Raw genomic sequence first — 22,910 nt, forward strand, 5'->3', positions numbered from 1 at the left:
ATTTAATCAACAACGACTTGGTTTCTTCCGTTTTCTTTTGCTTTATAAAGTAATTTATCTGCATGTTTAATAAGAACATCTAGTGTGCTTTTTAAAGGGCCACTTACAGAGGCCCCTGCACTAAAGGTGATTTTTGTATCACTAGGAAAGTCTTCTATATTACTGCAATGCTTGGCGAAGCTAATGGCGAGCTGGTCAAATATATCGCGAATTATTCGTTCATCAACCGTATTTAGTGCAAATAACCATTCTTCGCCGCCGTAACGACCAAACTGATGATCATTACATAGTGTTTCTTTTGCAGCTTTTGCAAAGGCAATAAGAACTAAATCTCCAACATCGTGACCAAAATGGTCGTTAACTTTTTTAAAGTAGTCTAAGTCAACAATTGCTATCGTCATTTTACCTTCACCAAGCTTTGCTTCTGCTGCGCGCATTATTCCTCTGCGATTAGGGCAATTTGTTAGATAATCTGTTAATGAAATATCGTGATATTTTTGACGTTGTCGGGCTTGCCGATAAAATAAAAATAATGAAGCAATCACTAAAATAAATGCAATAGCAGCGCTGAGTCGCCAAATTATTTTTTGTTGGTACTCTTCTTTAGCTTGTAGTTCACTAATGTCTTTTGCGTACTCTAGTTGCTGTATTTTTTCTTCTTTTTCTTTTACTTCAAACTGCACCTGTAGTGTTTTTATATTATTTTCACTAGTTGCTTCGTAGTGTTTTTTTGTATAAAGGAGCTTTTGTTCAATTGCTTCAAAAGCCTCGTCAGTGTAGTTAAGGCGTCGCTTTAGCTCATAGCGTTTACTTAAAAAATCGGCTTTATAAATACTGCGGCTGAATTTATCTAATTTTAAAAACACCTCATCGTTTGCTTCATTTGCTCTCTCGATTAAATCTTGTTTTATATATATGTCAGCTAACAAAATGAGCGATGCGAGTTGCATGTCGTATACACCTGCAGAACGAGCAAGCTCAATGTTTTCTTTAGTTAAAGTTAAAGCTTTATCGTAGTTTGCTTGTAAGTACTCAATATTGGCAATTGAGTACTGAGCAAAGGTTAAGCCTTTTTGCATATTAACTTTTTTAAAATAGAGCAATGCTTTATCTAGGTATATTAAGGCATCTTTAGGTTTTTCTACTTCAAGCAATACATTGCCTAAGCTCCAGTATGCTTTTGCAGTAAAAAGCCCATCTTGTGTTTGCTCATAGGCCGCAACCGCTTTTTTTGCATAATATATGGCTTTGTCTTTTTCGTTTAGATAATTATATGCATCGGCTATTTTTCTAAAAAAGTACCCTTGAGATGCTGAATCGTCATCTTTTAATGCTAATTCTAGCCCCTCTAGTGCAACATTTAGGGTCTTTTTCAATGCATCTGTATCGGTGTAATAGTAAGCAAGTGCTCGTAAAATAATGATTTTTTCTTTAGTTGAATGCTGTTGCAAGCTCTCTTCTAATTTGGTGGCTAGCGTGTGTGCTGGAGTTGGGTTCGCCTCCCTTGCTAGAGACTTGAGTTGTGATTCGAGAAATAATAAATATACACTTTTTTGATTTGGTAACTCTTTGTTCTTTAAGTAATAGGATAAGTGTGTGTTTAACGCTTCGTATTTTTCTTGTCTAAAAAGTAACTCCGCATACAAAGCGGCCGCTTCTAGATGAAGTTTTTTCCAATTTTGCTCTTTGCTTATTTTAAACGCTTGAGTGAGCTTGTCTTCATTTTGAAGATAGTCTAATTCATTTAGTTTTATGTTATTGATCAGGACTTGAGTCGTGTCAAAGTCTAGTGCGTGTAAAGTTGCACTTAATGAGTCGCCGTTAGCTGAGGAAAGCTTACTTAAAAGTAAAAATAAAATGAGAACAATATACTTAGCCCACAAAGTATTACCTAAAACCTTTATTTGTGTATTGTTAGTCATGTTAATCCTTTGCTGACTTATTTTTATTATTGAAGTACTTATTAACATTACTTAATAAACTTGGGTTTGTACCGTTTTTTTATACTCATCATTGAATAGAAAGACCATAAACGATATCAATTTAATTAATAAAAACCAACACATTGTATAATATAGTGGTTGTAGCTATGTGTTTTTATTAAAAATCTGCGGCTACTTCAAACTCTAATCGTTTATCCGTAATTGGGTGAGTAAATGCTAAGTATTCTGCATGTAAATGTAATCTATCGGCTTTTTGCCCGTAATGTGTGTCGCCTATAATTGGCATGTTTAAACCTAAGCTGTGCGCACAATGGACTCTTAATTGATGAGTTCGCCCTGTTTTAGGGTATAACTGTAATCGGGTAATATTGTTGTTACGCTCTAAAACCTGCCAGGTAGTAAGTGATGGCTTACCGTGTGTGTAACACACCATTTGGCGCGGTTTATCATCAAAGTCGAGCACTAAAGGTAAATCAATTACTCCGCTATCCTCAGCTACGTTACCATTAACTAATGCGACATAACGTTTATCTATGGTGCGTTCAATAAACTGCTTTTGCAGTGCTTTGTGCACGCGTTTATTAAGTGCAATCATCAATAACCCAGAAGTCGACATATCTAATCTGTGTACAATTAGCGGGCCTGATGCCTCTGGAAACTGCGTTTTGATTCGCATATAAACTGAGTCATCAATATTAACGCCAGGCACAGATAAAAACTCAGCGGGCTTATTTACCACAAGTAAATCGTCATCTTTATAAACAATACTTAGATCTTTACCCTGAGCTGGGTTGATAAGTAGCGGGTTATCTTCAACATCTAAACCCTTTAGCATGTGCCCAAGTATTGGTTGGCATTTACTATAACAAGAAGGGTAGTAGTTTTTATGCTGCCTAATTGCTGATTTTGGCGCAGCTCCCCACCAAAATTCAGCCATAGCAAGTGGCTTTAAGTCATGTTTATAGGCGTATTGTAATAATTTAGGCGCTGCACAATCGCCAGCCCCCGAAGGAGGAGTGTGCTCAGGTAATGCTGCAAATATGGCATTTAAGTCTGTAGTTTCACCATTTGCATTTAAAAATTTGTACTGCGCAAACAACTTTTTTTGTAAGCTTTTAGAAAGCGTTTTACGGCGCTTTTTTAAATGAGCAATTTCATCAGAAATATTGATGTGTGTTTGCTGCAGTGACTCGATTATATTTTGCCAATAGGCTTTAAGTGCCAGCAGTTGCTTTTTTTCTACGATACTTTGCCCTGCAAGCTTATTTTTTAACTGCTCAAAATCACTTTCGCTAAGCTCTAATTCGCCTTCGGTACGTTGTATTTTTCGTTGCTGGCGACCGGCTTGCATTACTGCCTGTTGGGCTAATAGTGCTTGCTGGTAACTCTGTGTTGCATCATCAAGTTTGCTATTAACTTCATGCAGTTGTTCACTATTTTCTAACTGCTCAATTTGAGCATTAATATCGTTAATTATTTTACTTTGAGCCAAATAGCTATCGTCTTGCAGCTGCATGCTAGAAACAGGCGGCACAAAGCTAATATTACCTTTATCACCTTCAATTTGCCCCGAATAAGCACTTAAAAAGCCTAATTGTTGCTTAGCATTTTGCACCACTAAAACCCCAAACATTTTACCTGCATTTTCTGCTTTTAAATGCGTTAACGTTTCAAGTTGTTGCTGTAATTGTTTTGTGGCTGCTACAGCTAAAGGTTGCGGCTCGTAATAAAAAGGGAAAGTAAACTTTTCAGGAAGCGCGAGAGAATCAATATTTTGAGAAAATAATGTAAAGCACAAAGCAGAATTTGACATAGAAGTAAGAGAAAAGCATTCAGTAAAATAATTGAGCGCATAATAACATATTCATAGTTAAGCCACTAAAAATCTCGCACCCGCATATTCATAAACACTTTAAAGCGGACATTCATGTTTTATGTATCAGTATGGGGGGCAGTAAACCTAGGAGTATCGTTTGTTAGTAAAGTCTCAGTAGTAATATATCTATCATTATCAAAATACCTAAGCTTATCGATTCTCAATAATTGAGCGCATTTCGAAACGATGACTTACTTGATAGATCAGAGGCAAAAAATCAATTTACAGAATAACTTAATATTTAGGAGTTCTATATTATGAGTCAAAGTATCGCAAGTTTTATTACTAAAACCCTCGAACAAGCGGGCGTAAAGCGCATTTGGGGAGTAACTGGCGATTCACTTAACGGCATTAGTGAAAGCCTGCGAAAAATGGGAACAATTGAATGGCTAGGCATACGTCATGAAGAAGTAGCAGCATTTGCAGCTGGCGGCGAAGCGCATTTATCAGGCGAGCTTGCGGTGTGTGCGGGTTCTTGCGGGCCAGGTAATCTTCATTTAATTAACGGCTTATTTGATTGTCAGCGTAATAATGTACCGGTATTAGCTATTGCCGCACACATTCCTTCATCTGAAATTGGCAGTAGTTATTTTCAAGAAACCCATCCGCAAGAATTATTTAAAGAATGCAGTGTGTATTGTGAAATGGTTTCGAGCCCCGAGCAAATGCCGTACCTGCTAGAAACCGCAATGCGACAAGCAATATTAAACAAAGGCGTGAGTGTACTTGTGCTACCTGGCGACATTGCATTAAAAGATATGCCTAAAGCTATCAAGCCAAAATGGAACGTGCCAAAACCAGCAACGTATACCCCCGCTTTATCTGATATTGAAGCAATGGCGACTCATCTTAATAAAAGTAAAAAAGTAACCTTATTGTGTGGTGCTGGTTGTAAGGATGCCCACGACGAAATTGTTGCGCTAGCCGAAAAATTACAAGCGCCAATTGTGCATGCTATGCGTGGTAAAGAGTTTATTGAATACGATAACCCTTATGATGTTGGTATGACTGGATTTATTGGCTTTGCGTCGGGCTATCATGCAATGCAAGAAGCCGATACGTTATTAATGATTGGTACTAGTTTTCCTTATCGTGCTTTTTATCCTGAAAATACCACCATATTGCAAATTGATAATCAGGCTGCGTCACTCGGGCGACACGTGCAAATTGACTGTGGCGTGTTAGGGGATACTAAAAATTCAGTGACCACATTGCTTGATTATATTAAAGGTGAGCGGACAAGTTCGCACTTACAAAAATGTGTTAAAAACTACAAAGAGTCTCGACAAGATCTCGATGAACTAGCCAGTGGAAAAACCTCGCAAAATTTAATTCACCCGCAATACCTAACGCGTTTACTCAACGAGCAAGCGGCTGACGATGCTGTTTTTACTTGTGATGTAGGTACGCCAACAGTGTGGGCTGCGCGTTATTTATCAATGAATGGTAAGCGTCGCTTAATTGGCTCGTTTAATCATGGCTCTATGGCAAATGCGATGTCGCAGGCAATGGGGGTTCAATCTGTTGATAGAGACCGCCAAGTAATTGCAATGTGTGGTGATGGTGGCTTTTCGATGTTAATGGGCGATTTGATCTCGCTTAAGCAGCTTAATTTACCAATAAAGATTATTGTTTATAATAATCGCTCACTTAGTTTTGTGGCTATGGAAATGAAAGCCAGTGGGTTTTTATCAAGCGATACTGATTTAGAAAACCCAAGTTTTGCTAAAATTGCAGAGGCCTGTGGATTAAAAGGGATTCATGTGGACGACCCTGAAAAATTACCATCGGCAATGAACGAAATGATGAATCACTCAGGACCTGTTGTTTTAGAAGTCGATACCGCGAAACAAGAGCTTTCAATGCCACCGCAAATCAAATTAGAGCAAGCAAAAGGCTTTAGCGTTTACATGATGAAGGCGTTGATAAACGGCAAAGGAAACGAAATTGTAGAGCTTGCTAAAACTAACTGGTCACGCTAGTTAAGTTACTTCCCTGTTGAGTATTTTTGCTCAATAGGGAAGTGCCAAAGTAATAATCCCCACTGTCATTCTCGACCATTAATAAGTGATGGTTGTTTGTAAGTAATTGAACAAAAATAAAAAATCATATATGGTTTATCATTAAATTAATAAAAATACGCATAAAATGCCTCTGCTTCATAGAGGAGCGGAGCAATAATGAAATGGAAATCAGTTTTACTGTCGCTAGTTGTTTTATGGCTTATTCAAGCTCAGCAAAACAGTTTACGCACCAATGAATACGCAAATATAATTTCTGATTTAGATAAGGTTAGTGTGCTTGGCGAATGTGAAATTTCTACGGAGGTTACAAGAGAGTGGCCATTATCTTGGGCTATAAGCGGCGCTGAAATTACTGTTAAGAACAAAAATACTTTGCTGACAGCAACAACCAGTAAGTTTAATAAACCAGATCGTAAATTTCTTAGTACACACAATACTCATTATCACTTTACGTGGTCCAAAACCAAAAACAACTCTGTATTTGCATCATACATGGACGTAGAAATAGAACCCGCAGGTAAAGTTGCAGGCCTTATAATAGGCAATTGCTCTGACTACCCCGAAGGCCCAGAGTTGATAGGGCATTTAGAGCGTTGTAATAGTATTGTAGAGTCAATTACGTGTTTGTAAAAGTAGGTATAAAGCGTTGATTAAAATTGAAGACTTTTCTTTAGCATGGCGATGGATTAGCGCGTCCCACGGTGATTTTTCTAAAGATACACTAAATAAACTCAACCCATTGAGTGAAGATCAAGCAAGAGCATTAATTGCCGCCACACCCATTAACTTTCCGGTTGGCGCAAAAAGATTCGACTCCACAGAAGGAAGTGAATTAACACGGCAATGGTTAAAGGGTTTAGTACATGACTCAAAAAAAGTAACAATTTGTTGGGATCAAGAAACAGCATTAACCCTTCCTTGGTTAGTTTTTTGTGATCACTGGGATGATTTTTGCTATCCATCAAGTGATGACATAAATCTGTATTTAGAAAGCGGTGAACTGTTTTTACGTTGGAATCACTATGAGGTTTTTGAGTTTGACTCAAGTGCAATGTAATGAGCTAAAACACTTAGCATTGGTATCAATTGCTACTTGGCGGTTGTTTTTAGTTTAAGGTTTCACTCGCTTTACTCAATCAAAGTAAAGCGAGTGCTCAGTATCACTTACAAACTCTTTTTAGGTGGTAGGGCTACGTTTGCAAATATTAGCCCTGCTACAAGCGACATAAATATTAAAAACGTTTGTTGGCCTATGTGCTCTGCATATACAAAGTCTTGGCCTTCAATAAGTGAGTTTAAGCCAATATAGGTTTTACTACCCGGTACTAATACTATTAAGCCTTGCATAGCCACAATAGAGGCGGGCGCATTAGCAACACGGTTAAACAAGTTACTAAATATACCCACCGATAAAGCACCTACAAACGTACCTAATGTGTAATCAAGGTACATAGCCGAGCCAATACTGGTGCCATACGCTATAAAGCCTGATGCAATAGACCAAACTGCGTGTTTAAGTTTGGTTCTAAAAATAACGATTAAGCTGCTACAAAGTAAAAATATAGCCAGCCATGCGGTCCACTTTGGTAATGGCTCAGGTTGTACAAAATCGGCTTGCCCAAAAAGTGCAAAGCCAATACCTATGCCAATAAAACCGCCAAAATACAGTTTAAATAGCAGCATAAACGAGTCCATGACTCGCGCAGTACCCGACACTAAATGCCGTGCTGCCAGCTCAGCTAAACCAAGCGCAAGTGCTAAACCGGGTATAAACACAATAATGGCTGAAAGTACCACCAAGCGTATATTTATCTCAGGTGTTATATACACGCTTACTGCACAGGCAAGTATTGCTGATATTATGGCCACTAATGGCTCAAGCATATGGGCTACGCGTTTTGAGCGCCCAGACCAAAGCACAAACACATAAACAACTAAAGTAAGTAGCGATGACCAAATAACATCAGTCCAGCTAGTACCCATTAACATTGCAAACGCACCACCAGAAGTTGCAAACGCAACGCCCGTAACAAGTTTATTGTATGGGTTTGGCATTACAAAAATAGCGTCTAGTTGCGCATCAACTTCTTGTAAACTTAGCTTGTCGTCAAGCATTTGGTTTACAAGGTCGTCGGTGTCGGCAAGTGAGCCTAAATCGTGATCGCCAGGGTCTACACGTGCAACATGGGTGTACTCGTCTTCGTGGCCATCGGTCCAAATAACAAACGTTACAGAGGTTGGCGACATAACAAACGACGATTTAAGTCCTAAGTATGTAGCCACTTCCATTAGGTGGGCTTCTAGGCGGTAAGCAGGCGTACCATACTTGTGAAGCATCTTACCCAATTTAACGATAAATTTGCGTTTTTCTGTAAAGGTTGCAGTTTTCAAATCTTTTTGGACCAAATATTGCGATAACTAAGCTAAAAATATAGACAATACAGCTAAAAATGCCCACGTTTGATGGGCGCGATTTTAAACACTAATTGGTGTGTGTCTAGTCATTTTTAATCTAATTTTTTATTTTTTTCAGCTATCCATTGCGACATGTATTGAGTGCTGCGCATTGTATGATGTTTGAGCATTTGGCCTGTGAAGTTTTTTTCGCGATGAGCGTTTAAATCACTACTTATTGAATCGACTTTTTGAATTAACGCAGCGCTCAATTGTGCTTTGTTGTACAGCGTATTAAGGAGCGTGTTGCCATCTTGCTGCGCTTGCTCAAAGTCACTTTGATTGGTGTACATTTCAATGGCAGCATTGGCAAAGTCATCGGCGGTGTTGGCTATTTTACCCGGCCATGATAAATCGTTATGCATGCCTTCTGCGCCAATATTGGTGGTAACGCTGGGTGTTTGCATAATCATGGCTTCAAGCAATTTACCTTTAATGCCTGCACCAAAACGCAGTGGTGCTAAACATACGCGTGCGCTTTGCATTACATCAAACGCATTATCGGCCCAACCTTTTATTAAAAACCCTGTTTTAGGGTTATTTAGTGCCGTGGCTTTTGGTGGTGGGTAAGAGCCATAAATATGTAGTTCTGCTTTTGGTAGCTGCTTGCGAATAAGTGGCCATATTTTTTGTAGGTAAAGTACAGCATCCCAGTTTGGCGCGTGTCTAAAGTTACCTATGGTCATAAAGTGCTGGCGCTGCTCAAACGTTTTTGTACTTGTAGGCAGTGAGCTTAAATCAACCATAAACGGTAAATGGTGTAATAGGCTTGGCTCTATTTTAAATACGCTGTTTAGCAGGCTCATTTCATAACTTGAAATAATTAAGCTTAGGTCGCAGCGTAAAATAGCGGCAATTTCGCGTTTTGCTATGTCTGAGTGTAAATCGCTGGTTGTAAACTCACGCTCACCTTTAAACGCTTCGTGGCGAGCGTTACGCAGACATTGTAAATCTTCGGTATCTAAAATTTTAATTGCGTGTGGGCAATGTTTATCGACGCGCCAGCCAAATTGTTCTTCCATCATAAAACGGTCAAACATGACTATATCTGGATTATAGGTTTTAACGTATTCGTCAAAGCTATCGCAGTTTAGTGCAATGCTTTGGCTCGTTATGCCAAAGTCGTCAAGATTTACCATGTGATCGGTGCGCTGCGCGGGCGTTGCAAATTCAACGTCCCAGTTTTGCGCTCTAAATGCATTTAATAACGACATCATGTGCGTTCCCGCAGCAGACGAATTTGGCTCTGGCCATACGTAGCCAATTACCAGCACTTTTTTCATTGGCTAGAATCTCTAATTTGTAAGTTTACATTTACCAGTGTTTTTACTGGCGGGGCTGTATTTTGTAGTAGCTCTTGTAGTATTAAGAGGCACCGCTTGGCTATATCAGTTGTACTTATAGCCACAGTGGTTAAGTGATCATTTATAACCGCGCTATTAGGAATATGGTGGCAGCTCACCACTTTAATACAGTGATGTGTTAATGAGTTAATAGCAGCAATAACACCTTGAGCAATAATATCGTTTGCACACACCACAGCGTTTAATGTGGGGTTGTGTTTATATGCTTCTATAAATGCATCTTTAGCGCTAAGGGCTGTGTTTACTGCGCAGTGAATGGGTGCTAATGGTGTAATGCTGTGCTGCGCGCAAGCGGTATTAAAGCCACTTTGTAGTGCTTGTGAATCACTTAAAGTAAGTTCACTGCCTATAAATGCAATGTTTGTCACGCCTTGTGAGAGCAAATGCATACTGGCTACGTGGCTGGCTTTTTTATAGTCGGGTAATACACAAGGAGCTGCGCTAAAAGGCACTTCGCTCATTACGGTAATTACTTTGTGTTGCGCGCTGAGCGTATCAAGCCATTTGGGGCAAGTACTAGCAACGGGGCAAATAATAAATGCAGCAGCGTTGTATTCTTTTAAGTTTTTAACTGCGTTTGCTTGTAGTTCAAGACTATTATTACTGCTTACAATCATGGCTTGTAAGCCATTGTCGTTTAACAAAAGTTGTAGGCTGGTAGCAAGGTGTGCCATAGCTGGGTTAGTTAAATCGTTTATTACTATGGCCACTAAATTTGAGCGTTTTGAGCGCATAGCAGCGGCATCACGATTATAAACGTATCCTAGCTCATCAATCGCTTTGAGTATTTTTTGTTTACTTTTATTGCCCACTTTATCGCTTTGGGTAAGCACCAAGGATACGGTTGATTTTGATACACCAGCACGCTCTGCAACATCAAAAATAGTGACTGATTTGGCTTTGTTATGCATTGTATTTTAAGTACCGCAGTGGTGAATAAATAGCGCTGTAGTTTAGCTTAATCAGCACTATTAAGTCATCTTTTAGAGGTGTTTAACTTACCTTAATACTTTATGAACAAAGCAAAACGTGTTTATATACGCCTATAAGAGTAAAAAATAACAAAAGGATAAAAACATGAGCGCTTTTAGGCTGTTAGTTGCCTTTATTTGTTGTGCGGCATTAGTACCAACAAGTTACGCCGAGCAGGGCTATCAAACCCCATCACCTGAACTTGCAGCATTGGTTGACGCTAAGTTAGCACCCACTAGTTACTTATCGAGCGATGGCCAGTGGCTAGCGCTTTTTGAACGCAAACGTGTAGTAACCCTTGATGAACTTGCAAAAGAAGAGCTTAAGCTTGCTGGTATTAAGCTAAACCCCGCTAATTTTTCGCGCTCTCGTGTGAGTGCCAAATTTAGCGCTGTGGAGCTAAAGCATGTTCAAAGCGGGTCGGTTATTAGTATTAATAACTTACCTAATGGCATTATTCGCTCACCTAAATGGTCATCTAATAGTAAATATTTAGCCTTTATTGTTGAGCAACTAACCCAAGCCAACTTATGGCTTTACAGCGTTGAAACCAAACAAGCAAAAGAGCTTTCAAGCGCTGCGTTAAATTCGGTACTAACTGCCTCACCATATAAATGGCTGCCAGATAGCAGCGCCATTGTTGCAAATCTTGCTGTTAATTTTGGTAAACCAAGGCTTGAAAATAACAGCCAAAGTGTAGTGCCTGTTATTCAACAAAGTACTGGCGAAAAAGCACCAGCACGTACTTACCAAAATTTATTAACAAGCCCGTTTGATGAAGCACAATTTAAGTTTTACGGCCAAGGGCAGCTGGCTTACGTAACGCTTGATGGCAATACACAAGCAATAGGTAGTCCTTCTTTATTTAAATCGTTTTCGGTGTCACCTGATTCTACCAATATTTTAGTTGCCGGTATTAATGAGCCGTTTTCGTATCAAGTGCCTTACAGCCGATTTGCAAGCACATGGCAAATATGGGGCATGCGCGGCTATGCATTAGCAGAGCTGGCAAAACAGCCACTTGCCGATAACATTCCGCAAGGTTATGACAGTGTTCGCACTGGCCGCCGAGACTTTGAATGGCGAGCCGATCAAGGTGCTGAAGTTATTTGGGCCGAGGCGCAAGATGGCGGCAACATGAAAACCGACGTTGAGCATCATGATTATGTTTACAGCTTACGTGCACCCTTTAAACGCGAGCCTAAATTATTTGCCAAAGTAGAGCGTCGTTATTCTGGTATTGAGTGGGGCAACGAAAACGTAGCAATGCTGACAGACTGGCGCTTTAGCGATCGCCAAATACGTACTTACATAGTGCAACCACGAAATGCCGACAGAAACCGCGTTTTATTTTCAGAGCGTAGTTACAACGATGCGTATAAAGACCCTGGTAATGCAATTTACGAGCGCAACGATTTAGGCGCAAACGTAATTAAAATTGTAGGCGGGCGTTATATATATCTGCGTGGTAATGGAGCTTCAGAGCAAGGTAATATCCCGTTTTTAGACCAATACGATGTTAAAACAAATAGCAGCAAGCGTTTATGGCAATCAGAAGCACCATATTACGAACGTGTACGTGCACTGCTTGACGACGAAGGTGAGCGCTTTATTACTATTCGCGAATCTAAAACTGAGCAACCTAACTTTTTTATACGCAATTTAGATAACGACACGCTAACGCAATTAACGACATTTGAGCATCCGTACCCTGCATTTAAAGGCGTAACTAAAGAGCAATTACGTTATAAACGCGACGACGGTGTTGAGCTTTCGGGCACGCTTTATTTACCACCAGGGTATGATAAAACACAAGGCCCGTTACCTGTGCTTATGTGGGCTTATCCACTTGAATACAAAGATAAAGCCGTAGCATCACAAGTACGCGAATCGCCTTATGCATTTACCTACATTGGTTATTGGGGGCCAATGCCTTATCTTGCTAAAGGGATTGCCGTGTTTGACGACCCTAAAATGCCAATAGTGGGTATTGATGGCAGCGAGCCAAACGATAACTTTAGAAAGCAGCTAGTATCAAGTGCGCAAGCAGCTGTTGATGTATTGGTTAAAAAAGGCATTGCCGATAAAGATAAAATTGCCATAGCAGGGCACTCATACGGTGCATTTATGGTTGCTAACTTATTGGCTCATAGCGATTTATTTAAAACAGGTATTGCCCGCAGTGGCGCGTATAACCGCACATTAACGCCGTTTGGTTTTCAAGGAGAAGAGCGTGATTTTTGGCAAGCACAAAGTGTGTACGCTAATATGTCGCCGTTTTTCCATGCTGAAAAAATTAACGAGCCAATGCTAATGATCCACGGTCAAGAGGATCCTAATTCAGGAACCTTCCCAATGCAAAGTGAGCGCATGTACGCAGCGCTAAAAGGTTTAGGTAAAGATGCTCGCTTAGTAATGCTCCCTTACGAAGCACATGGTTACCGTGCGCGTAAAAGCTTATTACATGTATTGTGGGAACAAGAACAGTGGTTAGATAAGTATTTGCTAAATGATACAGCAGAGCCAGTAGAGGTTATTACTGAACCCGTGATAAGTGTTGGGCAATAGTAATAAACATGAGTAAGTAACAGCGCGGCTACTTATAGCCGCGTTTTTGCTTTTAATATGAGAGTAAATTAATGATTGATGTAGCAGCACTTGCGGTTTTTATTCCTACGTTCTTTTTTGTGTCGATAACGCCTGGTATGTGTATGACCCTTGCCATGACACTCGGTATGAGCATTGGCGTGCGCCGCACATTATGGATGATGATAGGCGAGCTGTTAGGCGTAGCAACCGTTGCTATAGCTGCGGTATTAGGCGTTGCAAGCATCATGTTAAATTACCCAGATGCGTTCGCTATTTTAAAGTGGGTAGGCGGTGCGTACTTAATTTATATTGGCGTTAACATGTGGCGAGCCAAAGGCAAAATGTCGGTCGATACCTCAAAACCAAGTGACGTAAGTCGGAAGTCGTTATTTACGCAAGGTTTTGTAACCGCAATTGCTAACCCTAAAGGGTGGGCGTTTATGATCTCGTTATTACCGCCGTTTATTAGTGTTGAGCATGCTGTAGCCCCTCAGCTTTTAGTATTACTTGGCGTTATAATGACCACCGAGTTTTTAAGTATGTTAGCTTACGCAACAGGCGGTAAAAGCTTACGTTTATTTTTAGCTCGTGGCGATAATATAAAATGGATGAACCGTATTGCCGGTAGCTTAATGGGATTAGTTGGAATTTGGCTTATTTTTGGTTAGTTCAAAAAGTAGTTGATATTATCAATTAATTTGTTATAGTTGATTTTGTCATCTATTTAACGCTTAAGGCATGCCCAAAAATGAGTACACCCGTATCAGCAAATCCAGTAATGGTTGAGCCTAAAAAAACACCTGTAATTTATAAAATACTGGTTATGGTAAGTATTATCACTCTAATCGGCGGTACTCTAACTGGCATTATGACTTATGTGAATGTGGGTGTTACAGAGCATTTTTATGCAGACTGGTTTACCTCGTTTATAAGTGCGGTATTAGTTATGGCACCTATTGGTTTTGTAATGATGACCTTAATGCATAAGCTAGTTAATAAGTTATTACTTAGGGCGTATTGACCTTTGGTGGTTGAATTTGCAGCAGTGTGTTTGGTTTTTAGGCAAGGCAGAGCCTATGTAGTGTGGTTATTCCCCATAAATAGGCGATAACGCAGCATAAATACCAAACATGCGCTGCCCGAAGGGTTCTTTCTAGGGACTATTAACTCTTTGTTGCTCGGTTTTTACTTAGCCCACTAGGTTACAAACCTCGCGCCGTGATTTAATCGCCCCTAGATTGAACAAATTTCAATCCACAAAGATAAACACGCCCTAGTAGCGAGCTAAAACGTAATTTAGTGATTAGTGTTTTTATGGCGTTGATAATGGAGTCGGTGATGGCGTTTGTTACCGCTACTAATAATATTGGCTATGCAGATATGCGTGTATTTGTAACTGGATGGGCTGAAGGGTTATTAGCCGCATTACCAATAGGTTTAACTATAATGCTGATAATGTCGGTTACGGTAAAACCTAAAATAGAACGTTTTTTAAAAAGCTAATAACAAAAAAGAGCCATTGGCTCTTTTTTATTATTTAGTGTTTAGTTGCTAGCTAAATTGCGCCATTCAAAAAGGGTGCTGTTCGGCTTATTTTAGATTGAGCCACATCGGTAGGTTTACCTTGCGCCACTATTAACCCGCCTTCATCGCCCGCACCAGGGCCTATATCAATAACCCAATCACTATTACTGGCTACTTGCATATCGTGCTCAACCATAATGACGGTGTTGCCGGCATCAACGAGCCCATTTAATTGCGCCATTAACATGGCCACATCTTTAGGATGCAAGCCTGTGGTTGGTTCATCTAAAATATAGAGGGTATCGCCGCGTTGTGTGCGCTGTAACTCTGTGGCAAGTTTAATGCGCTGCGCTTCACCGCCCGAGAGTTCTGTAGCTGGTTGGCCTAAACGTAAGTAACCAAGTCCCACTTGTAGCAACGCATTTAGCGCGCGTAAAATAGCGGGTTCATCGGCAAAAAATGTATGCGCCGACTCAACTGTTAAATTAAGCACATCGGCAATGGTTTTATCCTTGTAAGTAACCTCAAGTGTTTTTTCGTTATAGCGTTTGCCGTTACACACAGGGCAAGGCGAATACACACTAGGTAAAAATAAAAGCTCTACGCTTACAAAACCAACACCTTCGCAGTTTTCGCAGCGACCTTTTTTTACGTTAAACGAAAAACGACCTGCATCGTACTTACGCGCTTTTGCCTCTTTGGTATTGGCAAACAGTTTACGAACATGATCGAATAACCCCGTGTAAGTTGCCAGGTTAGAGCGAGGTGTACGCCCAATCGCTTTTTGATCAACCGTAATAAGGCGTTTTATATGCTCAATGCCTTGAGTGATTTTACCCTCGGTTGTTATATCGAGCTCTTGGTCGAGCAATTCGGCTTCATCTGTAGGTATTTGTGGCAGCGATTTTTGCCCAAGTGCATCGTATACCAGCTCAACTAAAGCTTGGCTTACTAAACTCGATTTACCAGAGCCAGACACGCCCGTAACGCTTGTAATAACGCCCAGCGGAAATTCTACATCGAGTTTTTGTAAATTATTACGCTCAATACCGCTAAGCTTTAACCATGCTTTTGCGCTGCGTTGTGGTTTGTTACTTTGGCTTAAAAGCTTTTCATCATTTTTAAAAAGGTATTGGCTAGTGTGCGAGCTGGTCACTTTTTGCAAGCCTTCAACAGGGCCGCTATAAACAATATTACCGCCGTGAGTACCTGCATTTGGGCCTACATCAACCACCCAATCGGCGTGGCGAATAACACTTACGTCGTGCTCAACCACAAATACTGAGTTACCCGCTGCTATTAGCTCATCTAACGCGGCTAATAATGCTTGTGTATCTGCCGGGTGTAAACCTGCTGAAGGTTCATCTAATACATAAACCACCCCAAACAGTTTTGAGCGAATTTGCGTAGCAAGCCTTAGGCGCTGTAATTCACCAGGCGATAATGATGGGGTGGTGCGTTCAAGCGATAAATACCCTAAGCCAAGTTTGGTAAGTGCTTCAACTCGTTTAAGAATGTCGCTGGCTATACGCGTTGCTACTATGGCTTTTTCTGGGTTAGCAGCGTTGTTTTTAGGCTTTTTGTTAGCCGCAATACTAAGGGTTTGAGCCAGTTCACTTAATGTTAGCTGCGAGATTTCGCCAATATCAAGCCCAGCAAATTTAACCGATAGCGACTCTTTTTTCAGTTTTTTGCCATTACACCGTGGGCATGGTGATATTTGCATATACTGCGACACGCGCTTTTTAGTACGTGGGCTTTGAGTGCTCGCAAACGATTGTAAAACAAAACGTTTAGCGCTCGAGAATGTACCCATGTAACTTGGGCTTTCTTCATTTTTAATAGCCGCTTGTGTTTGCTCAAGTGTGTACTCAGGAAATACCGGCACCGTAGGCGTATCGTCGGTAAATAAAATCCAATCGCGTGCTTTTTTAGGCAGAGTATTCCAAGGTTTATCAATATCGTAACCTAACGAGGTTAGTATGCGGCTTAGGTTTTTACCTTGCCATGCTGGTGGCCACGCGGCTATTGCGCGTTCTCTAATTGATTTAGTGGGGTCGGGCACTAGCAGCTCTTCGGTAACGTTAAATACACGGCCAATACCGTGGCATTCTGGGCACGCGCCTTGCGGGGTATTAGGCGAAAACGCATCGGCATAAAGTATACCTTGGCCTTTTGGGTATTCACCTGCGCGCGAGTACAACATACGTAGCGCGTTAGAAATAGTGGTTACACTGCCCACAGATGAGCGTACCGACGGCACACCCCGTTGTTGTTGCAGTGCAACAGCAGGTGGCAGCCCTTCAATTGAATCGACATCGGGCTCATCTACTTGATCTATTAATCTGCGTGCATAAGGCGAAACCGAATCAAGATATCGATGTTGCGATTCGGCAAATAATGTTCCAAAGGCTAGTGATGACTTACCCGAGCCCGATATACCGGTAAAAACAACAAGTGAATTACGGGGGAGATCTACATCCACATCTTTTAAGTTATGAACACGTGCGCCTCTTACTTGAATGCTGTGCTCAGGGTTTAATAAAGCCGATTGTGCATTATTAACCGCTTGGGGACTTTTAGGTGTGGTTGGCATGTAGTTTACTCCTGTTTAATAACCTTATGATTACGCGAGCTTTTCAAGGTATAAACCTTACAGTAGTCTCACTGAATGTGCGCTTATTCAAAATATACGTTAAATTATGATTATTGTGCGTTTACATAATAGGTAAAAACTGAGAGTATAAATTTTCAACGATTGTTTTTAAAAACACAATTTAATAAAGGGAAGTTGCACTGTGTTTAAAGCCTTAGTTTTGATTTTTATCGTGTTTTCATCGGCAGTCGCTGCCAACACCTCAAACACTCTTAATAATGTATTAAATGTTGATCGTGCTATACCCCGCAGTATTCATTTATCGTTTCCAAACGATAACAAAATAACGCCTAAAAAATCTGACTTCACAATTTTAAATTACGTTCTTATGAGCAATAACGAAGGCGAGCGCTGGGCAGTTATTACGCTAACTAATTTATCGTCAGGCAACCGCGAGCTCAATCAAGAACATTTATTAGCATTGTTTGCAGATGGCAGCAGATTAACGCCAATAGAATTTAAGCTCGGTTTTAAAGGTAGTGAAACACAATCAGTCACCGTCTCGTTTGCCGAGCATAAGTTTCCTATTTTAAGTGTGTATTCGAGTAACGAGCTGTAATTATTATTAGTGCGATCATGCTGCCTTAGGTTCTTGTTTTAAAGTTAAGGAATTACTATGAAATTTGAAGATGCGCAACAAAATATGAACCTCGCATATTTTGGTGGTGGAACGGGCGTATTAGTGTCTGGCTTGGTTTGGTGTATAGCTGGCTTTGTCGCACTACTGCATTCAAATCAAGTAAGTATGCTTACTTTGTTTTTTGGTGGCATGTTTATACATCCTTTAGCCATATTACTTTCAAAAGCGCTTAAACGCTCTGGCAATCACGACCCTAAAAACCCATTAGGTAAATTGGCCTTAGAAAGCACTATTATTTTATTTGTTGGTTTGTTTTTAGCGTTTTACGTAGCAAAACTTCAAGCTGAATGGTTTTATCCAATAATGCTGATGATAATTGGTGTTCGTTATTTAATTTTTAACACCTTATATGGCATGAAAATCTATTGGATTTTGGGTGCTTTGCTTATGTTTTTTGGCATGTTATGTATTATATTAAATGCCAATTTTGTAATTGGCGCATTTATTGGCGGGATAACCGAAATACTATTTGCGCTAGTGATATTTGCCCAATCGAAAGGGCTGGTTTTAAAAACTGAATAACAAGCGGTCATAATGGTAAAAGTAGTGTGCTGTTGGCGGTGTTTGTCAAACTAGTTGTCGCGATCACTTCGTTATGCACTCTCCACTTTAACGGTTTCACGTTCAGGGTTTAGGTGCACTTCTTCTGGTAAATCACATTGCAAAAACGCCAGTAGATAAACCTTTTCAAAAATTTGCTTGGGAAAAGTAGTCTTTATTATAGCTAATTAATATTAGCTATAATTTTTTGGTTTTTTAGGCGCTTTGGAGCGACTGTGGATTAGCTTCCTAAGGCGGAAATGGGCATAAAGCGACTTGAAAATTCATCTCTAAATGAGTAGCCAGACCTATGATTTAATTCAAATGATACTATTTTAAAATTACACAAGTATCGTTTTTCTCTAGCCAAGTTCTAGTATTAAATTACGGAGCTTATCAGCTAGATCAGGTGACTTAATTAAAGCACCATGACAAGGAAGTAAAATTTTAGGCGGTGAAATTTCAATAAGTTGCATTACCGCGCTGGCAAAGACTTTTCGATCTTTAATACCAAAATTAGGAAATACTTTAACCATTTTTACAATGTCACATATTGGGCCTTCAGTATGTTTTTGGCCCGAAAAGGCATCCACAACATGCCAAATATAGCCAATCTGCGCTGACTCTATAAGCCAAACCTCACCATTTTTCAAACCACTGGGTTCTTCTAGGGTAAGTCCTTCTGGTAGTGCATTGGCTAGCGATGATAATTCTTTGAACGTTAGCCCTGTCCTGTCAGTCAAGCGTGCATGAGCACTCTCAGATGCCACTAAATGAGCTTTTGGGGTAGGCTTTTGAGTATTCTATCAAACCAGCATTATGGTAGGTATAGGGGCGAGTAGATATTGGACTTCGCCTAATTCGATTAGGCTATCTTTAGCCTCTTCACTGAGGCCTGACACTGGACTATATAAACAAACGCCACCTGTTCTCAGTTTAATAGCCGTGCATCTAAGGCTATTTTTGGTGGCGGTATATAATGTAGCAGAGCCATCAACTGCTTCAAACGTGGATAATTTAGCTGCCATCGGTACTTTCTTTGTCGTGGTCAAATTATAGTGTCAAATTATAGCGGTCAAATAAATCTGCTCATGGTTCCGTAGTCTACCCAATATAACGCTTAAGCATTTTTTCTATTTGACCACTAGCCCTATAATTAGTGTTTATTTAATAACTTTTTTATACCAATCGACAATACCTTCACCAATTTCGTGTGGATGCGACTCTTGTAGATAATGCTTTCCTTCACCTAAATCTACTGCAGTAATATTTTTCCACGTTTCAGCGATATGCTCACCTAATTCTCGATTAATAATTAGTCCTGGCTCTGCATAAAATAACAACTTAGGCACATCTGAATTTTTGTGGTATTCATTATATGAATTAACAATGTCAGTGGTAAATTTTGGGACGCCATCAAACGAAATTTGACCAGGCCACATAAGCAGTGGTTTACGGCTCTTTTCTTCCAAATAAGGCGCTCGGTAATGGTCCATTTCTTCTTGAGTTAATTCTCTGCCCGCCATCATGGGTAGCATAGCCTCAATAAAGAAGTTGTTTTTAACAATCATTTCATGCCCTTCTGCAGGGTCACGAAATTTTTTAAATAATGTTTCTGTCTCTTTAGTCGTATTTTTCCAATAAGAAACTTGAGACATAGCTTCAAAAAAAACAATCCCTTTTATATTTTCTCTATGCTGATTGGCATAGTTAAAACCTAAAGCAGAACCCCAATCTTGAATGACTATAATGATATTTTTTAAGGCTAACTTTTCAATAAACGCATCTAAATAGGTAATATGGTCTTCAAATGTATAGTCTATATCGGGCTTGTCAGACTTACCCATTCCAATAAGATCGGGAACAACTACACGACCTAACGGACTTACATGCGGAATGATGTTTCGCCATAAATAACTTGATGTAGGGTTTCCGTGTATGAGTAAAAAAGTATCTTTAGAACTTTTGTCTCCTTCATCGACATAATGCATTTTAGAATCTAATACAGCTTGAAATTTAGATTCAAAAGGAAACGCTGCTGATATTGGTTTGTTGTTTGACATATTTATTCCTTTTTAAATGTTTAAATTGAATTTTTGCGATTTAAAACTCTTGCTGCTTTTCTAATTTGCTTCAGTTTTTCCCGTTTTGTTTTATCCCATTTTTCTGTACCTGCACTATATCCATAAGCACATATTTTAGTTGCGTTTTCAAATAGAAATTCTTCCTGCTCTTTAGGGTATATATTTCCTATTTCTCTAAGTGTCCAACCCACTCCTTTTTCAACATAATAAGCGTGGTCAGAAATTAAAGGTGCTACCAAATCTATAAGTACTTGAAAAGGTAAATAGTGTTTTCTATGAGCGCTGTAATAAAGTAAACCCACTATGCTTTGTCTTCTATGCCATGGGTTTGTAGACGTATTCCATTTTTTATACGTTGGCAAAATTAATGCTGCATCATATTCTACTAATTGAGCATATATTTTTGAAATGCCATCGCTTGTTTCCCATCGATTAATTTTGTCTTGCCATAATTTAATCGTTGGCCAAGCGGCCAGCATTTCATCTTTGTTTTTAATATGCTCCTCCAAGAAATACAAACAAAACATTTCAGCTCTATACACTTTGGTGTTCGTCCAGATATAACTCCATATCGCTAGTTGTTCATAAAAAGACATGTGTTTAAAAGAAAAACCTCTTTCAAAAGCTTTTCTTTGTAAAGGAACGGTTTCACCTGCTTTAGAAGTGATTGTTTCTATTTCTTGAAGGTAGTTTTGCATATTATTTAAAACTCTAATATTAATAGCTTCTTTCGCTAATATATTATTTTATAGTGGTTAGCGAATCGTTGGTTATAAATTAATTGCTAGCGGTTAATGCCGAGCTAATTACTTCATTACCATGATAAAGTTCAAATATCTGGTTACTGACTTCGTCACGATTAATGTAATACTCTATTGATTTAGCGACATCTTCTCTGCTAATGAATAAATCATTCGTAGAAGTCGAACGCGTGGTTGTTATGAGCCCGTTGCCTTTATCATTAGTAAGGAGTCCCGGTCTAAGAATGGTGTAATTTAGGCCACTGGATAATAGGTACTGATCGGCAAAATACTTTGCCACCAAATAGGGTTTTATTTCTGATTCAAATTCGTCAGGGTCTTGTGCGCCTAAACCACTTACCATTACAAAATGTTGTATACCTTCCTTTAAAGAATAATCAACTGCTTTTTTTGCTGCCCATAAATCTATTAGAAGTGTTTTATCGTCGCCTGTATTACCGCCAGAACCTGCACTAAATACTACTTTATCGCAGTCCTTAAAAGCGTGTTCAAAATCAGTTTCAAGATCGCCAACAACAGCCTCTACACCCATATTTTCTAACTTCTCAGCTTGTTGTTTGCTACGAACCATTGCGAGCACTGGGCGATCCTGATTGTGAAGCAACTCAACCACTATTTTACCAATCTGGCCATTAGCGCCAATAATGAGTGTTTTTTTCATTTTTTATACCTTTTAAAGCAACTGTTTCACGTTGACCTGCCAAACAAAATACAAAAAAGGCAGGATCAACTCACATTAGATTAGAAGTCTTGAATTGTTGGTCTGATAATAATTTCGTTAATATCGACATCATCTGGTTGTTCAATCGCATAGGCGACAGCTTTAGCAATAGATAACGCTGGAATAGCGACTTTATAAATATCTTGAACAAATTGAGAGGTGGCTTCATCCGAACTACCGAATTTTAATTCAGAATCAATTAAGCCAGGTGATAATAGCGTTGTACGTATATTGCCACCCACTTCCGCTCTCAATCCTTCTGTTATCGCTTTAACCGCAAATTTTGTACCGCTATAGACAGCCGAACCCGGTGAAACTTTATGTGCAGCAACGGAAGCGAGATTAATAAAGTGACCACTATTTTGTTTGGTAAACACGGGAAGTGCAGCGGCGATACCGTAAAGTACCCCTTTGATATTAATGTCGACCATGCGATCCCATTCATCAACCTTAACCTCAGCCATCGGAGCAATTGACATCAAGCCGGCATTATTGACCATGACATCTAAGCGTCCAAAAGTCTCAATCGCCTTGTCGACAAGCATTTTAACCTGATCGGATTTGGTGACATCCATCGTGACATATTCAGCTTCGCCACCCTCAGCACGAATATCATTTACGATAGCTGCTAGTTTTTCACTACGACGCGCACCCAATACGACTTTAGCACCTTTTTGAGCCAGAAAACGCGCAGTTGCTTCACCTAAACCACTGCTTGGACCCGTTATAACAATCACTTTATTTTCTATATTTGTATTCATT

Annotated in this window: 20 protein-coding genes; 9 read left to right on the forward strand and 11 right to left on the reverse strand. The window is 39.7% G+C overall.

Translation table 11 applies throughout. From position 1 onward, the window contains the following. Positions 1 to 2: 2 nt before the first annotated feature. Both I6F48_RS13655 and I6F48_RS13660 read right to left on the reverse strand, forming a co-directional pair. The gene (locus tag I6F48_RS13655) at positions 3 to 1,922 is read right to left on the reverse strand and encodes a tetratricopeptide repeat-containing diguanylate cyclase (protein ID WP_197119648.1); all 1,920 of its coding nucleotides are present in this window, start codon (positions 1,920 to 1,922) and stop codon (positions 3 to 5) included. A gap of 178 nt (positions 1,923 to 2,100) precedes the next feature. Continuing rightward, complete coding sequence (locus I6F48_RS13660) at positions 2,101 to 3,756, reverse strand: RluA family pseudouridine synthase (protein ID WP_197119649.1); 1,656 nt, start codon at positions 3,754 to 3,756, stop codon at positions 2,101 to 2,103. Positions 3,757 to 4,076: 320 nt separating this feature from the next. Between I6F48_RS13660 and poxB the strand changes: the two genes are divergently transcribed. The 3 genes from poxB to I6F48_RS13675 all read left to right on the forward strand — a co-directional run bounded on the left by poxB (position 4,077) and on the right by I6F48_RS13675 (position 6,900). Further along, positions 4,077 to 5,801, forward strand: coding sequence for a ubiquinone-dependent pyruvate dehydrogenase (poxB, locus tag I6F48_RS13665; protein ID WP_197119650.1), 1,725 nt, complete (start codon positions 4,077 to 4,079; stop codon positions 5,799 to 5,801). Positions 5,802 to 5,999: 198 nt separating this feature from the next. Further along, entirely contained in the window at positions 6,000 to 6,473 is a 474-nt protein-coding gene (locus tag I6F48_RS13670) for a hypothetical protein (RefSeq protein ID WP_197119651.1), read from the forward strand. Positions 6,474 to 6,489: 16 nt separating this feature from the next. Next, entirely contained in the window at positions 6,490 to 6,900 is a 411-nt protein-coding gene (locus tag I6F48_RS13675; protein WP_197119652.1) for a hypothetical protein, read from the forward strand. A 107-nt stretch (positions 6,901 to 7,007) separates the two neighbouring features. Here I6F48_RS13675 and I6F48_RS13680 read toward each other — a convergent pair whose 3' ends face one another. From I6F48_RS13680 to I6F48_RS13690, 3 genes are all read right to left on the reverse strand, one after another. Beyond that, positions 7,008 to 8,234, reverse strand: coding sequence for a threonine/serine ThrE exporter family protein (locus tag I6F48_RS13680; RefSeq protein ID WP_010553647.1), 1,227 nt, complete (start codon positions 8,232 to 8,234; stop codon positions 7,008 to 7,010). A 116-nt stretch (positions 8,235 to 8,350) separates the two neighbouring features. After that, the gene (locus I6F48_RS13685) at positions 8,351 to 9,580 is read right to left on the reverse strand and encodes a glycosyltransferase (protein ID WP_197119653.1); all 1,230 of its coding nucleotides are present in this window, start codon (positions 9,578 to 9,580) and stop codon (positions 8,351 to 8,353) included. Further along, positions 9,577 to 10,572: a LacI family DNA-binding transcriptional regulator gene (locus I6F48_RS13690; protein ID WP_197119654.1), complete on the reverse strand. Its 996-nt coding sequence runs from the start codon at positions 10,570 to 10,572 to the stop codon at positions 9,577 to 9,579. The genes I6F48_RS13685 and I6F48_RS13690 overlap by 4 nt, the downstream gene beginning before the upstream one ends. A 166-nt stretch (positions 10,573 to 10,738) precedes the next feature. On the opposite strand from I6F48_RS13690, the gene I6F48_RS13695 reads away from it, so the two are divergent. The 4 genes from I6F48_RS13695 to I6F48_RS13710 all read left to right on the forward strand — a co-directional run bounded on the left by I6F48_RS13695 (position 10,739) and on the right by I6F48_RS13710 (position 14,725). Then, positions 10,739 to 13,201: a S9 family peptidase gene (locus tag I6F48_RS13695; protein ID WP_197119655.1), complete on the forward strand. Its 2,463-nt coding sequence runs from the start codon at positions 10,739 to 10,741 to the stop codon at positions 13,199 to 13,201. Between the two features lie 71 nt (positions 13,202 to 13,272). After that, entirely contained in the window at positions 13,273 to 13,890 is a 618-nt protein-coding gene (locus I6F48_RS13700) for a LysE family translocator (RefSeq protein WP_197119656.1), read from the forward strand. A gap of 80 nt (positions 13,891 to 13,970) precedes the next feature. Continuing rightward, on the forward strand, positions 13,971 to 14,243 hold the full coding sequence (locus I6F48_RS13705) for a DUF2798 domain-containing protein (protein ID WP_231615233.1): 273 nt from the start codon (positions 13,971 to 13,973) through the stop codon (positions 14,241 to 14,243). Between the two features lie 293 nt (positions 14,244 to 14,536). After that, positions 14,537 to 14,725: a DUF2798 domain-containing protein gene (locus tag I6F48_RS13710; RefSeq protein ID WP_231615234.1), complete on the forward strand. Its 189-nt coding sequence runs from the start codon at positions 14,537 to 14,539 to the stop codon at positions 14,723 to 14,725. A 52-nt stretch (positions 14,726 to 14,777) separates the two neighbouring features. On the opposite strand, the gene uvrA is transcribed toward I6F48_RS13710, so the two are convergent. Further along, positions 14,778 to 17,342 (reverse strand): excinuclease ABC subunit UvrA, encoded by a 2,565-nt coding sequence (gene uvrA / locus I6F48_RS13715; RefSeq protein WP_197119657.1) that lies wholly within the window; start codon positions 17,340 to 17,342, stop codon positions 14,778 to 14,780. A gap of 202 nt (positions 17,343 to 17,544) precedes the next feature. Between uvrA and I6F48_RS13720 the strand changes: the two genes are divergently transcribed. Further along, positions 17,545 to 17,961 (forward strand): hypothetical protein, encoded by a 417-nt coding sequence (locus I6F48_RS13720; protein ID WP_165728956.1) that lies wholly within the window; start codon positions 17,545 to 17,547, stop codon positions 17,959 to 17,961. Positions 17,962 to 18,018: 57 nt separating this feature from the next. After that, positions 18,019 to 18,564 carry a DUF7010 family protein gene (locus tag I6F48_RS13725; RefSeq protein ID WP_165728955.1) on the forward strand — a complete coding sequence of 182 codons (546 nt, stop codon included), beginning with the start codon at positions 18,019 to 18,021 and terminating at the stop codon, positions 18,562 to 18,564. A 380-nt stretch (positions 18,565 to 18,944) separates the two neighbouring features. Here I6F48_RS13725 and I6F48_RS13730 read toward each other — a convergent pair whose 3' ends face one another. The 5 genes from I6F48_RS13730 to I6F48_RS13750 form a co-directional block, all read right to left on the reverse strand. Beyond that, positions 18,945 to 19,352 carry a hypothetical protein gene (locus tag I6F48_RS13730; RefSeq protein ID WP_165742160.1) on the reverse strand — a complete coding sequence of 136 codons (408 nt, stop codon included), beginning with the start codon at positions 19,350 to 19,352 and terminating at the stop codon, positions 18,945 to 18,947. A 393-nt stretch (positions 19,353 to 19,745) separates the two neighbouring features. Next, positions 19,746 to 20,645 (reverse strand): haloalkane dehalogenase, encoded by a 900-nt coding sequence (locus tag I6F48_RS13735; protein WP_165728953.1) that lies wholly within the window; start codon positions 20,643 to 20,645, stop codon positions 19,746 to 19,748. Positions 20,646 to 20,665: 20 nt separating this feature from the next. Next, positions 20,666 to 21,364: a DNA alkylation repair protein gene (locus tag I6F48_RS13740; protein WP_165728952.1), complete on the reverse strand. Its 699-nt coding sequence runs from the start codon at positions 21,362 to 21,364 to the stop codon at positions 20,666 to 20,668. Between the two features lie 79 nt (positions 21,365 to 21,443). Further along, the gene (locus tag I6F48_RS13745; RefSeq protein WP_165741145.1) at positions 21,444 to 22,088 is read right to left on the reverse strand and encodes an SDR family oxidoreductase; all 645 of its coding nucleotides are present in this window, start codon (positions 22,086 to 22,088) and stop codon (positions 21,444 to 21,446) included. Between the two features lie 80 nt (positions 22,089 to 22,168). After that, on the reverse strand, positions 22,169 to 22,909 hold the full coding sequence (locus I6F48_RS13750) for an SDR family oxidoreductase (protein WP_197119658.1): 741 nt from the start codon (positions 22,907 to 22,909) through the stop codon (positions 22,169 to 22,171). Position 22,910 lies beyond the last annotated feature (1 nt).

The sequence above is a fragment of the Pseudoalteromonas sp. SWYJ118 genome (assembly GCF_015864505.1).
GTDB lineage: Bacteria > Pseudomonadota > Gammaproteobacteria > Enterobacterales > Alteromonadaceae > Pseudoalteromonas > Pseudoalteromonas arctica.

Excerpts from the sequence above, each read along its gene's own strand:
- I6F48_RS13655 (WP_197119648.1), bottom strand. The coding sequence starts at position 1,922 with ATGACTAACAATACACAAATAAAGGTTTTAGGTAATACTTTGTGGGCT.
- I6F48_RS13660 (WP_197119649.1), bottom strand. The coding sequence starts at position 3,756 with ATGTCAAATTCTGCTTTGTGCTTTACATTATTTTCTCAAAATATTGAT.
- poxB (WP_197119650.1), top strand. The coding sequence starts at position 4,077 with ATGAGTCAAAGTATCGCAAGTTTTATTACTAAAACCCTCGAACAAGCG.
- I6F48_RS13670 (WP_197119651.1), top strand. The coding sequence starts at position 6,000 with ATGAAATGGAAATCAGTTTTACTGTCGCTAGTTGTTTTATGGCTTATT.
- I6F48_RS13685 (WP_197119653.1), bottom strand. The coding sequence starts at position 9,580 with ATGAAAAAAGTGCTGGTAATTGGCTACGTATGGCCAGAGCCAAATTCG.
- I6F48_RS13690 (WP_197119654.1), bottom strand. The coding sequence starts at position 10,572 with ATGCATAACAAAGCCAAATCAGTCACTATTTTTGATGTTGCAGAGCGT.
- I6F48_RS13695 (WP_197119655.1), top strand. The coding sequence starts at position 10,739 with ATGAGCGCTTTTAGGCTGTTAGTTGCCTTTATTTGTTGTGCGGCATTA.
- I6F48_RS13700 (WP_197119656.1), top strand. The coding sequence starts at position 13,273 with ATGATTGATGTAGCAGCACTTGCGGTTTTTATTCCTACGTTCTTTTTT.
- I6F48_RS13705 (WP_231615233.1), top strand. The coding sequence starts at position 13,971 with ATGAGTACACCCGTATCAGCAAATCCAGTAATGGTTGAGCCTAAAAAA.
- I6F48_RS13710 (WP_231615234.1), top strand. The coding sequence starts at position 14,537 with ATGGCGTTGATAATGGAGTCGGTGATGGCGTTTGTTACCGCTACTAAT.
- uvrA (WP_197119657.1), bottom strand. The coding sequence starts at position 17,342 with ATGCCAACCACACCTAAAAGTCCCCAAGCGGTTAATAATGCACAATCG.
- I6F48_RS13725 (WP_165728955.1), top strand. The coding sequence starts at position 18,019 with ATGAAATTTGAAGATGCGCAACAAAATATGAACCTCGCATATTTTGGT.
- I6F48_RS13735 (WP_165728953.1), bottom strand. The coding sequence starts at position 20,645 with ATGTCAAACAACAAACCAATATCAGCAGCGTTTCCTTTTGAATCTAAA.
- I6F48_RS13740 (WP_165728952.1), bottom strand. The coding sequence starts at position 21,364 with ATGCAAAACTACCTTCAAGAAATAGAAACAATCACTTCTAAAGCAGGT.
- I6F48_RS13745 (WP_165741145.1), bottom strand. The coding sequence starts at position 22,088 with ATGAAAAAAACACTCATTATTGGCGCTAATGGCCAGATTGGTAAAATA.
- I6F48_RS13750 (WP_197119658.1), bottom strand. The coding sequence starts at position 22,909 with ATGAATACAAATATAGAAAATAAAGTGATTGTTATAACGGGTCCAAGC.